The following is a 14,329-nucleotide window of genomic DNA, read 5'->3' as shown; positions in this document are numbered from 1 at the left end:
TGCGTCAGCCCGCGATCACCCGCGGCTTGCGGTGTTCGTCGATCGCCACGAAGACGAACTGCGCCTCGGTCACGCGGCAGGTGGCCTCGCCGAAGCGGTCGCGACGCCAGGTTTCGACCTTGATCGTCATCGACGTCCGCCCGACCTTGATGAGATCGGCATAGACCGACAGCTCGTCACCGACCGCGACCGGCGCGTGGAACTGCATCGCATCGACCGCGATGGTTACCGCCCGCCCCTTGGCATGGCGCGCGGCGAGCAGTCCGGCGGCCATGTCCATCTGCGACATGATCCAGCCGCCGAAGATGTCGCCATAGGGATTGGTGTCGGCGGGCATCGCCGTCACGCGCAGTGCGGGCTGGTCGCTTGGCGGCAGCGTGGAATTCTCAACGATCATGCGACACCCTCTTCGCCCGCTCCTCGGCCATGGCGCGCTGCACCTGCCGGACGCCCAGCACCAGCACGACGACCATCGACACCCATGTCACGGTCCAGATGTCGTGCCGCCCGAGCGGATACGACCATGCCGACAACGACCCGATCGCCCATGCCGCCGCGATCCCCGCGACGACATGCACGATCTCGGTCAGCAGCCGGGCGCGCATTTACGCGATCAGGCCGAGCGGCGACTCCACCAGCGCCTTGAACAGCTTCAGCATTTCCGCGCCATCGGCACCGTCGATCGCGCGGTGGTCGAAGCTGCCGGTCGCCGTCATCACCGTCGCCACGCCCAGCGCGTCGTCGACGATATACGGGCGCTTCTCGCCGGCACCGACCGCCAGGATCATGCCCTGCGGCGGATTGATGACCGCCTCGAACTGCTTGATGCCGAACATGCCCATGTTGCTAAGCGACGCCGTACCGCCCTGATATTCCTCGGGCTTCAGCTTGTTCTCCTTGGCGCGACCGGCCAGGTCCTTCATCTCGCTGCTGATCTTCGCCACGCCCTTGTTGGCGGCATCGCGGATGATCGGGGTGATGAGGCCGGTCGGCGTCGACACCGCCACCGATACGTCGGCGCGACTATACTGCACCATTTCGTTGCCGAGGAAGGTGACGTTGCACTTCGGGCTGTTTTCGAGGGCAACGCCCAGCGCCTTGATGAGCAGGTCGTTGACCGACAGCTTCACGCCACGCGCGTCGAGCGACTTGTTGAGGTCGCCGCGCAGCTTCAGCAGCGCATCCAGGCGGATATCGACCGTCAGGTAGATGTGCGGAACCTGCTGCTTCGATTCGGTCAGGCGACGCGCGATCGTCTTGCGGATGTTCGACAGCTTTTCGACCGTGTGCGGGATCGAATCGTCGAACCACACGGCAGCAGCCTTGGGGGCTTCGGCGGCCGGGGCGGATGCTGCAGCGTGCGGAGCGGGTGCGGCGGCTTCCGACTTCGGTGCGCTGGCCTGACCCGGCTTGGCATTCTCGACGTCCGCCTTGACGATGCGGCCGTTCGGCCCGCTGCCGGTGACGCCCGACAGGTCGAGGCCCTTGTCGGCGGCGATGCGGCGCGCCAGCGGGCTGGCCTTCACACGGCCCCCGTCGCTATGGGCAGCGCCGGCGCCGGCCGGGCGACCGTGATCCGACGTTCCGGCGGGCGCAGGCGCGGCTTCGCTGCCGGTCTTGTTCGGATCGGTCGCGTCGGGCTTGCCCTTGAACTGGTCGTCGGCAGGCTCGGGCGTCTCGGACTTCTTGGGTGCGGCATCGACAGCCGATGCATCCTCACCCTCTTCGAGCAGGATGGCGATGACCGCACCGACCTTCACATTGTCGGTGCCTTCCGCGACCAGCACCTTGCCGATCACGCCTTCGTCGACGGCTTCGAATTCCATCGTCGCCTTGTCGGTTTCGATTTCCGCCATGATATCGCCGGACTTGACGGTATCACCTTCTTTCACCAGCCATTTGGCCAGCGTCCCCTCTTCCATCGTGGGGGACAGGGCGGGCATCTTGATCTCGATCGGCATGGGGCAGAATGGTCCTCTCAGGCTCGTCGCGCCTCTTCGCTGTCGGACGGCTCCCGGTCAAGCCCCGGCACGACCTTGCGCAACCAACAACAACCGGCGCATGAACCGTAGCGTCAGGGGAAGGATGCAATGCGGACATATCTGGTCGTGGTCGACGAAAGCCCGGAAAGCGCCGTCGCGCTCCGCTTTGCCGCGCGTCGTGCGGTAAAGACCAATGGCGGCGTCGAGGTGCTGGCACTGGTCGAGCCGCAGGAATTCGCCCCCTGGGGTGGCGTGCAGGCGACCATCGAGGAAGAGGCGAAGGAACGCGCCGAGGCACTGGTGCAGGCCGCTGCCGGCACGCTGATCGCCGAATCGGGCCTGCAACCGCATCTGACCGTGCGGATCGGCGACGGGCCGCGAATCGTGCGCGAGATGATCGCCGCCAATCCCGCGATCGCCGCACTGGTGCTGGGCGCCGCCGCGACCGGATCGCCGGGACCGCTGGTCACGCACTTCGCCGGGACCGATGCCGGCGCCCTCCCCGTGCCGCTGATGGTAATCCCCGGCAGCCTCGATCAGGCGGGAATCGATCGCCTCAGCTGATTCGCGCGGTCAGCTATCGTTCAGCCGGCCGCTTGCATGAGAAAATCGTAGAAGTACCGGGCGGGGGAGAGCAGCGATTCGCGCTCGATCCCCCGCGGGCTGCTGCTGTTCGCCGGGTGTCCGGCACATCCTCTCTTATAATTCAGCGCAGCGCTGGTGGAGGTGCGTTAGCGCGGTCCGGACACAAAAAAAAGGGCCGGCGAACCGACCCTGTAAAGTTTTAGGAGAGGATGCCTGAAAGGCACAGTCGTTGTGCATCGCAACCGATCCGTTAGCAATTGCAAAAAACGAAACCAAACATTCGATTGCTGCATCTTCACCCATAGGGACGATAGGTTTTAGCGTGCGATGGGTATCCGCGGAAACCGGTTGAGCGCGGGGGCCGAACGCGGCATCCTCCCTGAAATGCGCTCGATCTTGCTTCTGCCCGCCCTGTTGCTCGCCACCACCGCCGGCGCGCGCGACACCCCCCGCCCCGACCGGCTGCGCGCCGATGTTGCGACCTTGGTCGGGTTCGGCACGCGCCATACCGCTTCCGATCCCGACCATCCGACGCGCGGGATCGGTGCGGCACGGCGCTGGTTCGCGAATGAACTGACCCGAATCGGTACGGGCTGCGGCAATTGCATCACCGTCGCCAATATCGCGCGGTCCTTTACCGGCCCGCGTGCGCCGACCGGCGTCAACGTCGTCGACGTGCTGGGTTTCCAGCAGGGCCGCGATCCCAAGCGGGTGGTGATCGTGATGGGCCATATCGACAGCCGCGTCAGCGACGTGATGGACGCACGGAGCGATGCGCCCGGCGCCAATGACGACGCCTCAGGCGTCGCGCTGGTCCTCGAAACCGCGCGCATCCTGTCGAAGGAGAAGTTCGACGCGACGATCGTCTATGCGGCGCTGTCGGGCGAAGAACAGGGGCTGTGGGGCGCGCAATTGCTCGCCGACACCGCGAAGGACCGCGGCTGGATCGTCACCGCCGTCCTCAACAACGACATCGTCGGCAACACCATCGGCCAGGACGGTCGCAAGGTCGCCGACCGGGTCCGCGTCTTTTCGGAAGGTATCCGGGCCTCCGAATCGCTGGAGCAGCAGATTGCCCGCCGCGCCGCCGGCGGCGAGGACGACGGACCGTCGCGCGCGCTGGCCAAGACGGTCGACGCGGTCGCGACCGGCATCCCCGGCGGGCTCGACGTCTTTCTCGACCGGCGGCCCGACCGATTCGGGCGTGGCGGCGACCACGAACCGTTCCTCAAGCTCGGCTATCCCGCGATCCGCTTTTCGGTCGGCGTCGAGAATTACGATGCGCAGCATCAGGACCTGCGTAGCGAGGGCAAGCGGGTCTATGGCGACACGATCGACCGGATGGACTTCCCCTATCTGGCGAAGGTGACCGCGATCAACGCGGCGACCATCGCCCGCCTCGCCGCCGCCCCCGCCGCGCCGGCTAGCGCATCGATCGAAGGGGCGCTGGCGACCGACACGACCGTCCGCTGGCAACCCGTGACCAATGCGGCCGGCTATCGCATCCGCTGGCGGCGCAACGATGCGCAGGACTGGACGAACAGCCGCGACGTAACGGGGGCCGAGGCGGTGTTGAACGGTGTCATCGTCGACGATTATTTCGTCGCCGTGTCCGCCCTGTCGACCTCGGGCGCGGAAAGCGTGCCGACCTTCGCCGGACGCGCCCCGCGCTAAGCCCTAGCGTCGCAGCAGTTTCGAGGGATGCACCCGCCGCAGCACGGGGCGGTTGGTTCGATAGGTCACGACTTCCTCGGTCGTCGTGGTCGTCGTGACAGGTGCATTCTGGATCGTGACCGTCGTCACCGTGCGCGGCGGGTAATAATAGCCATTGGCGATATAGCCGCCCGGCCCTTCGGTCGTGGTCGTCGTCGTATAGCTGCGCGCGACCGGCTGTGCGCCGACATGCCGCTCGACATAGCCGCCGGGCGGATAGGGGCGGATCGGCTGCACCTCCTCGCGCATCGGGCCGAATACGACGCCGGGTGCATCGTCATAATAGCCATCGTCCGGCGCGACCGGCACGTCCTCGCCCGGCAACGGATAGTCGGCGCCATAGCCCTGCCGGATAGGTGGCGGCGGCGGCGGGGCACGGCGATCCTCGGCGCGATCGATAGCCGTCCCGGCCAGGGCACCGACCCCCGCACCCAATATCGTGCCGCCCAGCCGGTTGCCGCGACCGGCGATCACATTGCCCGCTACGGCACCCGCGGCACCACCGATCACAGCGCCACCGACCCCGTCGTCGCGCCGCGCGACCGGCGGCGGAGGAGGCGGCGGCAGGCGATCGTCTTCGGCCAGATAGCGGTCATAAGCGCGGTCGTCGCGGACATAGCGGCCGTCGTCGCGCGCATCCCAATCGATACCCTGCCGATAATCGAACACCCGGCCATCACGATCGGCGAGCACCGCATCGTCGTAATAGCGATACCAGCCATAGCCCGGCTGCGGCCGCGTCAGCCCATAGGCTGGCCAGTCCTGCACGAAGAAGCTGGGCGCGACCCAATAACGAGGCAGCATCCAGCCACGCACCGGCGCCCGGTACGCCGCCCAGCCACCCGGCGCATAATGACCGCCATACCAGCGCCCGCGCACCTTTCCGCCCCAGCGCGGTCCCGGCAGGTTGACGCGCGGCTGCCCGGGATAGATTGCCGGGCCACGGGGACGCGCCTCGGGCGACTGGCCGATGCGCGGCTGCGCATGGGCGACGCCGGTGGAGGCAAGGATCGCCGCTACAGCGGCAAGGGTCGGCGTTCGCATGATCGGGTCGGCTCCCTGACGCGCGGTTCACTCCGCGCCCTTATGGTTGCCAAAACCTTATCACGTACCGCGGTTCCCGACGAATCACGCGATTCCCGGTCCCGCCGTCCCGCACCGGGGCAGGTCAGGCGATCCGGGGAGCCAGTCGCGCGACCAGCGCCTCGCAACCGGTCTGGTCCTCGGCATCGAACCGGCCGGGCAGCGGGCTGTCGAGATCTAGCACGCCGATCAGCCGGTCGCCGACGACGATCGGCACCACCAGTTCGCTGCGGCTGTCCGCGTCGCAGGCGATATGGCCAGGGAACGCATGGACATCGGCGACGAGCTGCGTCGTCCGCGTTTCCGCCGCCGTCCCGCACACCCCGCGCCCCATCGCGATGCGGATGCACGCCGCCTTGCCCTGAAACGGCCCCAGCACCAACTCGTCCTCGACCAGCCGATAGAAGCCTGCCCAGTTCAAGTCGGGCAGATACTGCATCAGCAGCGCCGAGGCATTGGCCATGTTCGCGACGGCATCACGCTCGTCGGCGGTCAGTGCGTCGAGCGCGGACAGGAGATCGCGATAAAGGTCGCCCTTGGCGCCGGCAGCAATGTCGAACTGGTACATGGGGCGCTATGTAGCGCCCGAGCCGCGTCGCACAATCCTTCCCCGCACAGAGCGCGCTAGTCCATCCGGACCTTGCCCCGCCCCGCCTTCACCTGCGATCGGCCCTTCTTCGCATCGACCCGACGCACCTGCGACGCCTTGGTCGGCTTGGTCGCGCGGCGTTTCTTCGGCACGATCGTCGCCTCGCGGATCAGCTCGAACAGCCGCTCGCGCACCTCGCGCCGGTTCATCTCCTGCGACCGCGACGCATCGGCGCGCAGCGTCAGCACCCCCTCCTTGGTCAGCCGCGACCCCGCCAGCACTGCCAGCCGTTGCTTCACCGCCTCCGGCAGTCCCGGCGACGCCACCACGTCGAACCGCAGCAGCACCGCGCTGTCGGTCGTGTTGACATGCTGCCCGCCCGGCCCCGACGCGCGGGTGAAGCTTTCGACCAGTTCGCCGCTGTCGATTGAAATCGACCGGGTGATCGGGATGCGTGGCACCTACGCTTCTTCGAACCCCGCCGCGACGAAGCTGCGCGGCCATGGCGCGGTAACGTCGATCGCCGGCTTGTTGTCGCGCGGCACCATCAGCCCGATGGCGTGCAGCAACATGCCGTGCCGCCCGCCCCGGCCATAGACCGGATCGCCCGCCACCGGACAGCCCAGTCCCTCGGCCATATGCACGCGGATCTGATGGGTGCGCCCGGTTTCCGGGAACAACGCGACCAGCGCCCGGTCGCCGACGGTGCGCAGCACGCGCCAGTTGGTCCGCGCCGGCTTGCCCTTCGCATCGCCGACCATCCGCCAACCGGTTTCGGCGGTACTGACCTTCGCCAGCGCCAGATCGATCTCGCCCGATTCCCCGGCGGGAATGCCGTCGAGGATCGCCAGATAACGTTTCGTCACCCGCCCCTGTTCGAACGCCTGCTGGAACCGGGCATGTGCCTTGGGATTGCGCGCGAGCAGCAGGCACCCGCTGGTATCGCGGTCCAGCCGATGGACCGGGGTCGGTTCGCGTTGGAAGGTGAAGCGCAGTTCGTCCGCGCGGCCGACGATGCTCGGCGATCCGTCCCGGGGCGGATCGACCGGCAGGCCGGCAGGTTTGTCGAGGACGATCGCCTCACCGTCGATGAACAGGACCAGGTCGTCAAGCATTGCGCTTCCTTGCCATCGTTGGTGACGCCATGCCAGTGCGCTTGGCGGCCCCTGCCCGTCCAGCCGGAGACTTTCGTGCGCCGAACCACCCTCGCCCGCCTGTTGCCGCCGCTGTGCATCCTGTCCGCCTGTGCGCCGACCACCGCCCCCGCACCGCCGGTCGCGGTCCCGACTCCCGCTCCCACGCCCGTCGTCGCACCGCCGCGCATCACCGCCCTGCCGCCCGCCGGACCGACCGGCCCGGTCGAACTATGCGGACGCGGCACGGTGCAGCGGACCGCCGATGGCCGGCTGTTCAATCATTTCCCCTATCCCGACATGCCGGCGACCGCGCTGGTCGATGCGCCCGCTGCGCTCGGGCAATCGTGCAAGGTTCACCCGGCGATGGCCGCCGATCTCACCCGCCTGCTCGCCGCCGCCGATGGCGATCCCGCGATCGCCGGCACGTTGCGCGCGGTATCGTGCCACCGGTCCGTCGCGTTGCAGCGGGCGACCTTTTGCGACGGGATCGGCGCGAACGGATCGGGCAGCTTCGCCGAACGCGCCTGGGCCTCCGCCCCGCCGGGGCATAGCGAGCATTCGACCGGCTATGTCATCGATTTCGGGACCAGCACCTCACCGCTCTGCAACGCCGAAGCCTGTTTCGCCGCCACCCCCGCCGGCCGCTGGCTACGCGCCAATGCTGCCCGCTTCGGCTTCGAAATGTCGTTCCCGCCGGGCAACCGGCAACAGGTGAAGTGGGAACCATGGCACTGGCGCTGGGTCGGCACGGCGGCGACCGAAGCCGGGGCCGCACCGGCACGGTCTATCTTCCTGCAGGCACGGACCCGGTTTCCGGCGGAGCCGAAAGTCGATTGACCGGGCAATCGCACCCTTCATCCCAACGCCGCAACCACCATCCCAGCGCCACAAACGTCATCCCAGCGAAGGCTGGGATCTCCCTGTTGCTATAGCTCGAACCTCGCCGCAGGAGGCCCAGACCTTCCCTAAAGCCAACAAAAAGAAGAAATTGGTTCGCGCGGAGGCGCGGAGACGCGAAGGGGTTGCGCTTGCGGCACGGATACCCGCGCAGGCGGCCTTATCTATCGCTATGGCGGACCAGACGTCTTCCGATCCCGCGCGTCCTATCCGAACGCAACCCCTCCGCGTCTCCGCGCGAACCACTGTCTTCCTCACCTCACCGCGCCTTCGCGTGAATAAAGCGCTCTATCTGGCAGCCGTCACCCCCGCCCCGGTCTGCACCACCGGCTGCATCGTGCCGTCCGCATTATAGTGCAGCCGCTCGACCGTCACCGCCCGCCGCCCGATCGCGCCGTTCAGGTCGCCGATCGCCAGCGTGGCATTGTGCAGGAACAGATACCAGTCGCCCTTATACTGCACGATCCCCGGATGGATGGTGAAGCTGTACTTGCCCGACCCCGTCAGTTCCCCGCGATAGGTCCACGGCCCCCGGATCGACGGCGCGGTGGCATAGGATACCCGCTCGTCGCGATGCTTCGACCGGTCGAGCGAGGCATAGGTCAGGTAATAGGTGCCGTTCCGTTCGTGCAGCCACGGCCCCTCCTCGAAATGCGGCGGGGTGATCTCGGTGATCGGGCCGTCGATCTCGATCATGTTGGGCTTCAGCTTCGCGATATAGCATTGGCGATTGCCCCAGGCGATCCATGTCGTCCCGTCGCGGTCGGTCCACACGGTCGGGTCGATATCCTCCCAGCTATGCGTCCCCTTGGGCGTCATCTGGTTGGTGATGAGCGCCGATCCCTTCGCATCGACGAACGGCCCCGTAGGTTTGTCGGCCACCGCAACCGCGATCGCCTTCCCCGGATGGGTGTCGTCATGCTCGACAGCGGCGTAGAACCAGTATCTGCCCTTCTTGAAGATCGCCTGGGACGCCCACGCATCGGCCTTCGCCCATTTGAAATCGGCGACTTTCATGATCGGGCCATGGTCGGTCCAATGGCGCATGTCGGTGGTCGAATAGACCAGCCATTCGCGCATGTTGAACATCTCGTCGCGCTGCGCCTGGTCGTGCCCGACATACAGGTACAGCCGGTCGCCGACGACCAGCGGCGCGGGGTCGGCGGTGAACTTGTCGCGGATGATCGGGTTGCTACCCGGCACCGGCGCGGTTCGATCCTGCGCGCCCGCCACGCCTGCGATCAACAACGCGCCCCACAACGCAATTCCGCGCATCCGCCCCCTCCATCATCGTTCGTTACGACGATGATAGCCGATAGCGCTAACAATCCAACCATCGGTAACGACAGGGGATGGCGTGCGCTCGACCCGTCCCGTCCCGTCCGACGACCGCTTCACGGACGCCCTGGAACGAAGTCGCATCACCAACCTTAGTTAGTATGGTACGCCATGGACAAAACCCACCGGCGGCCGATCTCGACAGGAGGAACTCATGTCGAACCCGCTTACGACCAAGTTAACCAGCTTCGCCGCCTTGTCGGACGAAGAGAGGGTCGCCCTGGATCAGGTTTGCCAGGACACCTTCACCGTGAAAAGTCGTGACCTGATCCGCATCGGCGACCGTCCCGAACAGGCGTTCCTGATCCTCGATGGCTGGGCCTGCCGATACAAGGATCTGCCGGACGGGAAGCGACAAATCCTTGCCTATCTCCTTCCCGGCGACCTGTGCGACCCCCATGTCTTCATCTTCGAACAGATGGACCATTCGATCCGCGCCGTTGGCGAAGCCCGGGTCGCGGCGATCCCTAAACAGGTTATCCTCGACCTGGCCGACCGCTATCCGGCGCTGGCGCGCGGCTTCTGGTGGTCGGCACTGGTCGACGAAGCCGTGTCGCGCGAATGGCTGGTCAATGTCGCCCAGCGCGATTCCTATACGCGCATGGCGCATCTGTTCTGCGAAATCTGGCTGCGCATGTGCCAGGTGGAGCGGACCAGCGGCGGAACGTTCGCGCTACCTCTGACCCAGGAACAATTGGGCGACACGCTGGGCATCACGCCGGTCCATGTCAACCGGGTGTTGCAACGGCTGCGTGCCGAAGGGCTGGTCACCACCTGTCACCGGCAGATGACGATCCACGACATCGACGCGCTGAAGGCTGCCGCTGAATTCGATTCACGCTACCTGCACCTCGAACGGCGGGCGCCGGCATAGCGGGGCGACCCTCCGGCCGCCCCGCATCAACTCAGCCGAATACCTTCGCGGCCAGTTCGGCGATCCGCTTGCCCTGATGCCGCGCGCCGCCCAGTTCGATCTCGGTCGGCTGACGGCTGCCGTCACCCCCGGCGATGGTCGATGCGCCATAAGGCGTGCTGCCATTCACCTCGTCCAGCCCCGTATGACCTTCATAGGCATAATCGAGGCCGACGATGGTCATGCCATGGTGCATCAGGTTGGTGATGATCGAGAACAGCGTCGTTTCCTGCCCGCCATGCTGCGTCGCGGTCGAGGTGAAGGCGCCGCCGATCTTGTTGACCAGCCCGCCCTTGGCCCACACGCCGCCGGTCGTGTCCCAGAACGCCGCCATCTGGCTCGACATCCGGCCATAGCGCGTGCCGGTGCCGACGATGATCGCGTCATAGTTCGTCAGTTCGTTGGGGTCGGTCAGTTCGGCATGATGGTCCGCGACGACGAAGCCCGCCGACTTGGCGACCTCTTCCGGCGCGGTTTCGCGCACGCGGCGGACGTCGACCTCGGCACCGGCGGAACGCGCACCCTCGGCGACCGCATCGGCCATTTTCGCGATATGGCCGTAGGACGAATAATAGAGGACCAGAACCTTCGACATGTTGCGCTACTCCGTTGCGGTTATTCGGAATCGACCAGGACGATCTCGGCGTCCTCGGTCGCGGTGATGGTGACGGTCTGCCCACCCGACAGCGCGGCCCCGTCGCGCGCCTGAAAGGCGACACCGTCGATGGTGATCGCGCCGGTCGCAGCGACCAGATAGGCGTGACGCCCGTCTCCCACGCTATGTTCCACGCTTTCGCCGGCCTTCAGCGTCGCCCCCAGCACGCGGGCTTCCGCCCGGATGCGCAGCGCGTCGCCGTCTTCGTCATACCCGCTGGCCAGCGTGACGAACCGGCCCGAACGTTCGCCCTTGGGAAACGGCTTGGCACCCCAGGACGGCGCGCCGCCCTTCTGCCGCGGCTCGATCCAGATCTGGAAGATACGGGTCGTCTCCGGCTCCAGATTATATTCGGCGTGGCGGACGCCGGTGCCGGCGCTCATCACCTGCACGTCGCCCGCCGCGGTGCGGCCCTTGTTGCCCATCGAATCCTGATGGGTGATCGCGCCGGAACGGACATAGGTGATGATTTCCATGTCCTTGTGCGGGTGCGGCGGAAAACCGCTGTTCGCGGCGATCTCGTCGTCGTTCCACACCCGGATCGCGCCCCATCCCATCCGCTTCGGATCATAATAGTTCGCGAAGCTGAAATGGTGGCGGGCGTTCAGCCATCCATGGTCGGCATGGCCCAGGCTGGTGAAGTCACGTTTGTCGATCATCGTCGATCTCCTTGCTTGACCCCCAAGATAGGCCACGCGATCATGACGTAAATGGAAACGTCGGAAACCGATCGTTTCGCGAACGGAGGGGTAATGCGACTTCCCGATTTCGAAGCCTGGGCGATGTTCGCCTGTGTCGTCGAACACCGATCGTTCAGTGCGGCCGCCCAGTCGATCGGCGTGTCCAAGGCGACCGTGTCGAAGGCGGTGGCCCGGCTGGAGGTGTCGCTCGGCACCACCTTGTTCCACCGCACCTCGCGGCGGCTGACGCTGACCGATGCCGGGCAGTCGCTGGCCGAACGCGCCGGGCGCATCCTCGCCGAGGCGCAGGCGGCGGAGGAACAGGCGCGCGATGCCGCCGCCGCGCCCACGGGCCTCGTCCGGGTCGCGGCACCGATGTCGTTCGGGCTGGCCCATGTCGCACCCGCCATCGCCGACTTTCTGGTGACGCATCCGGGCGTGGAAATCGACCTGACCCTGTCCGATGCCAAGGTCGATATCGTCGCGGAGGGAATCGACATCGCGTTGCGCATCGCCGAACTGCCCGACAGCTCCCTGCGCGCCCGCCGCCTTGCGCCCGTCGCGATCCGCATCGTCGGCGCCCCGGCCTATTGGGACCGACGCGGTCGCCCCGGCCATCCGGCCGATCTCGGCGACCATGACTGTTTCGGCTATGCCAACCTGCCCGGCGCGCTGTGGCATTTCCGGCGCGGCGAAGAGGAGGTGGCGGTCCGCCCCAGCGGCTCGCTGACGATCAACAATGGCGAAGCGATGCTGCCCGCGCTTTATGCCGGCCTGGGCGTCGCGCGCCTGCCCGATTTCCTGGTCGATGCGGCGATCGCCGACGGCCGATTGGAGCCGGTGCTGGCCGACTGGACCAGCGGCGGCGTCGCGCTGCACCTGCTGACCCCGCCGGGCACCTTGCGGCCGGCACGGGTCGAGGTGCTGATCGAATTCCTGTCCGATCGTTTCCGCCGAAGCTGCAACCAGCGTTAATTTTACTAAACCTTTCGCCTGCGCGGCCGTTTACCATTCCAGAACCCTTCATTCCGCTTAACCAACGGAATTTACGAAGAGTTTTCGATTAGGAAGAAATTAACCTTTTGCCTTCATAGGTCTTTACGTTAATGTTTCCGCTGCGCGCCGGTCAGGGACGATAGCGCGCCGCGAAACGGGGGAATTGAGCCGATGCGCGTGCTGCTGATCGAGGACGAGCCGACGACCGCCAAGGCGATCGAGCTCATGCTGACGACCGAAGGTTTCAACATCTACACGACCGATCTGGGCGAAGAGGGCCTCGATCTGGGCAAGCTGTACGATTACGACATCATCCTGCTCGACCTGAACCTGCCCGACATGCACGGGTACGACGTTCTCAAGAAGCTGCGCGTCGCGCGGGTGCAGACCCCGGTGCTGATCCTGTCGGGCATCGACGAGATGGATTCGAAGGTCCGCTCGTTCGGCTTCGGCGCCGACGATTACGTGACCAAGCCGTTCCACCGCGAGGAATTGATCGCGCGCATCCACGCCGTCGTCCGCCGGTCGAAGGGGCATTCGCAGTCGGTCATCCGCACCGGCAAGCTGTCGGTGAACCTCGATGCGAAGACGGTCGATGTCGATGGCGCGCGGGTCCACCTGACCGGCAAGGAATATGCGATGCTGGAGCTGCTCTCGCTCCGCAAGGGCACGACCCTGACCAAGGAAATGTTCCTCAACCATCTCTATGGCGGGATGGACGAGCCGGAACTCAAGATCATCGACGTCTTCATCTGCAAGCTGCGCAAGAAGCTCAGCATGGCGTGCGAAGGCGACAATTATATCGAAACCGTGTGGGGCCGTGGCTACGTCCTGCGCGAACCGGACGAAATGGTCGAGGCCGCGGTCGCGTAGGGCGGCGGGCGGCGTCCTGTCGTAAACTCCGTTCGGTTCGAGCAGCTTCGAGCGAAGTCGAGAAGCGTCCGTCGAGAACGCCCAGTTTAGGGCACGCCTTCTCGACTGTGGTTCTCCACAAGCTCGAAGCAAACGGGCCTGCACGAGACCGCAATCCAACCGCCAACAATACCTCCGCGCAGGCGGGAATAGTGCGGCCGGAAAAATCAGGCAGTAATCGCCCCGCCCATCCCCAGCCTTTTGCCATTGGTGATAATCACGCGGTCGCCGAGCTTCGCCACGCCGAACAGCTTCCTGGCGAAGGCGGTCGGCACGCCGATGCAGCCATGGGTCGCCGCCCCCTCCTGCACGTCGCTGCCATGGATCGAGATGCCGTCATTGGTCAGCCGCAACATATATGGCATCGGCGCGCCATAGAGGTTGCTGACATGATCGGCATCCTTCTCGGTGATCTTCAGCGCGCCCAGCGGTGTCGGCTTCCAGTCCGCGCCATAGAGCACCACCGCCGCGCCGATCTCGTAACCGTCGCGGAACACCGACAGCACCTGCGCATCCAGGTCGATGGTGACGACCAGCTTACCGTCGGCCGGCGCACCATCCTCGTCCCAGACCCAGCGGCCATGGGTGAACGGGCCGTCGATATCCAGCACGCGGCGAACGACCATCGCTTCCGGCGCAGGCGTGGAAACGGCGACGGGCGTCGCGATCGGGACAGGTACCGGCGTCGGCTGGATCGCCGCTACCCTCACCGCCGGCTTCGCCGCGACGGGTGCCGGCCGCTCGGCGCTGAGCAGCATGGCTGCTCCGCCCGCCGTGACACCCACCACGCCGACCAGCATCGCTACACCCAATCCGGTCCGCAACGAAACGCGCATCGCTCCTCCTGTCG

General features: G+C 66.2%; 17 protein-coding genes. 6 read left to right on the top strand and 11 right to left on the bottom strand.

All coding sequences use genetic code 11. The features are described 5' to 3' along the window. Window positions 1-4 precede the first annotated feature (4 nt). Genes MF609_RS13595 through MF609_RS13585 form a run of 3 tightly spaced genes read right to left on the bottom strand, consistent with a single transcriptional unit; the run spans window position 5 to window position 1,961 of the window. Entirely contained in the window at window positions 5-397 is a 393-nt protein-coding gene (locus MF609_RS13595; RefSeq protein ID WP_242416825.1) for an acyl-CoA thioesterase, read from the bottom strand. Beyond that, the gene (locus tag MF609_RS13590; protein ID WP_242416824.1) at window positions 387-605 is read right to left on the bottom strand and encodes a hypothetical protein; all 219 of its coding nucleotides are present in this window, start codon (window positions 603-605) and stop codon (window positions 387-389) included. Before MF609_RS13590 ends, MF609_RS13595 begins: the two co-directional genes overlap by 11 nt. Next, complete coding sequence (locus tag MF609_RS13585; protein ID WP_242416823.1) at window positions 606-1,961, bottom strand: pyruvate dehydrogenase complex dihydrolipoamide acetyltransferase; 1,356 nt, start codon at window positions 1,959-1,961, stop codon at window positions 606-608. A gap of 129 nt (window positions 1,962-2,090) precedes the next feature. Between MF609_RS13585 and MF609_RS13580 the strand changes: the two genes are divergently transcribed. Together MF609_RS13580 and MF609_RS13575 are read left to right on the top strand one after the other, a co-directional pair. Further along, window positions 2,091-2,546, top strand: coding sequence for a universal stress protein (locus MF609_RS13580; RefSeq protein WP_242416822.1), 456 nt, complete (start codon window positions 2,091-2,093; stop codon window positions 2,544-2,546). Between the two features lie 405 nt (window positions 2,547-2,951). After that, window positions 2,952-4,241, top strand: a complete 1,290-nt coding sequence (locus MF609_RS13575) for a M20/M25/M40 family metallo-hydrolase (protein WP_242416821.1) — start codon at window positions 2,952-2,954, stop codon at window positions 4,239-4,241. A 3-nt stretch (window positions 4,242-4,244) separates the two neighbouring features. On the opposite strand, the gene MF609_RS13570 is transcribed toward MF609_RS13575, so the two are convergent. From MF609_RS13570 to MF609_RS13555, 4 genes are all read right to left on the bottom strand, one after another. After that, window positions 4,245-5,324 (bottom strand): RcnB family protein, encoded by a 1,080-nt coding sequence (locus tag MF609_RS13570; protein ID WP_242416820.1) that lies wholly within the window; start codon window positions 5,322-5,324, stop codon window positions 4,245-4,247. Between the two features lie 124 nt (window positions 5,325-5,448). Continuing rightward, window positions 5,449-5,931, bottom strand: a complete 483-nt coding sequence (locus MF609_RS13565) for a GAF domain-containing protein (RefSeq protein WP_242416819.1) — start codon at window positions 5,929-5,931, stop codon at window positions 5,449-5,451. A gap of 56 nt (window positions 5,932-5,987) precedes the next feature. Beyond that, on the bottom strand, window positions 5,988-6,413 hold the full coding sequence (arfB, locus tag MF609_RS13560; RefSeq protein WP_242416818.1) for an alternative ribosome rescue aminoacyl-tRNA hydrolase ArfB: 426 nt from the start codon (window positions 6,411-6,413) through the stop codon (window positions 5,988-5,990). Then, window positions 6,414-7,067: an RluA family pseudouridine synthase gene (locus MF609_RS13555; protein ID WP_242416817.1), complete on the bottom strand. Its 654-nt coding sequence runs from the start codon at window positions 7,065-7,067 to the stop codon at window positions 6,414-6,416. It lies immediately after the preceding gene. Window positions 7,068-7,142: 75 nt separating this feature from the next. Here MF609_RS13555 and MF609_RS13550 point away from each other — a divergent pair, with 75 nt between their 5' ends. Beyond that, window positions 7,143-7,925, top strand: a complete 783-nt coding sequence (locus MF609_RS13550) for a M15 family metallopeptidase (RefSeq protein ID WP_242416816.1) — start codon at window positions 7,143-7,145, stop codon at window positions 7,923-7,925. A gap of 348 nt (window positions 7,926-8,273) precedes the next feature. Here the strand turns inward: MF609_RS13550 and MF609_RS13545 are convergent, their stop codons facing one another. Then, on the bottom strand, window positions 8,274-9,260 hold the full coding sequence (locus MF609_RS13545) for a glycoside hydrolase family 43 protein (RefSeq protein WP_242416815.1): 987 nt from the start codon (window positions 9,258-9,260) through the stop codon (window positions 8,274-8,276). A gap of 217 nt (window positions 9,261-9,477) precedes the next feature. Here MF609_RS13545 and MF609_RS13540 point away from each other — a divergent pair, with 217 nt between their 5' ends. Beyond that, window positions 9,478-10,197, top strand: coding sequence for a Crp/Fnr family transcriptional regulator (locus tag MF609_RS13540; RefSeq protein ID WP_242416814.1), 720 nt, complete (start codon window positions 9,478-9,480; stop codon window positions 10,195-10,197). A 31-nt stretch (window positions 10,198-10,228) separates the two neighbouring features. On the opposite strand, the gene wrbA is transcribed toward MF609_RS13540, so the two are convergent. After that, the gene (gene wrbA / locus MF609_RS13535; RefSeq protein WP_242416813.1) at window positions 10,229-10,831 is read right to left on the bottom strand and encodes an NAD(P)H:quinone oxidoreductase; all 603 of its coding nucleotides are present in this window, start codon (window positions 10,829-10,831) and stop codon (window positions 10,229-10,231) included. 20 nt (window positions 10,832-10,851) lie between these two features. Beyond that, window positions 10,852-11,550: a pirin family protein gene (locus tag MF609_RS13530; protein ID WP_242416812.1), complete on the bottom strand. Its 699-nt coding sequence runs from the start codon at window positions 11,548-11,550 to the stop codon at window positions 10,852-10,854. A 93-nt stretch (window positions 11,551-11,643) separates the two neighbouring features. On the opposite strand from MF609_RS13530, the gene MF609_RS13525 reads away from it, so the two are divergent. Together MF609_RS13525 and ctrA are read left to right on the top strand one after the other, a co-directional pair. Then, window positions 11,644-12,546: a LysR family transcriptional regulator gene (locus tag MF609_RS13525; protein WP_242416811.1), complete on the top strand. Its 903-nt coding sequence runs from the start codon at window positions 11,644-11,646 to the stop codon at window positions 12,544-12,546. 192 nt (window positions 12,547-12,738) lie between these two features. After that, window positions 12,739-13,440, top strand: a complete 702-nt coding sequence (gene ctrA, locus MF609_RS13520) for a response regulator transcription factor CtrA (protein WP_055792254.1) — start codon at window positions 12,739-12,741, stop codon at window positions 13,438-13,440. 206 nt (window positions 13,441-13,646) lie between these two features. Here ctrA and MF609_RS13515 read toward each other — a convergent pair whose 3' ends face one another. Beyond that, a complete protein-coding gene (locus tag MF609_RS13515; RefSeq protein WP_242416810.1) occupies window positions 13,647-14,315 on the bottom strand; it encodes a L,D-transpeptidase family protein in 669 nt (222 codons plus the stop codon). Window positions 14,316-14,329 lie beyond the last annotated feature (14 nt).

The organism is Sphingomonas panni (genome assembly GCF_022664435.1).
Taxonomy (GTDB): domain Bacteria; phylum Pseudomonadota; class Alphaproteobacteria; order Sphingomonadales; family Sphingomonadaceae; genus Sphingomonas; species Sphingomonas panni.
This window is presented reverse-complemented; position numbering and strand designations above follow the sequence as displayed.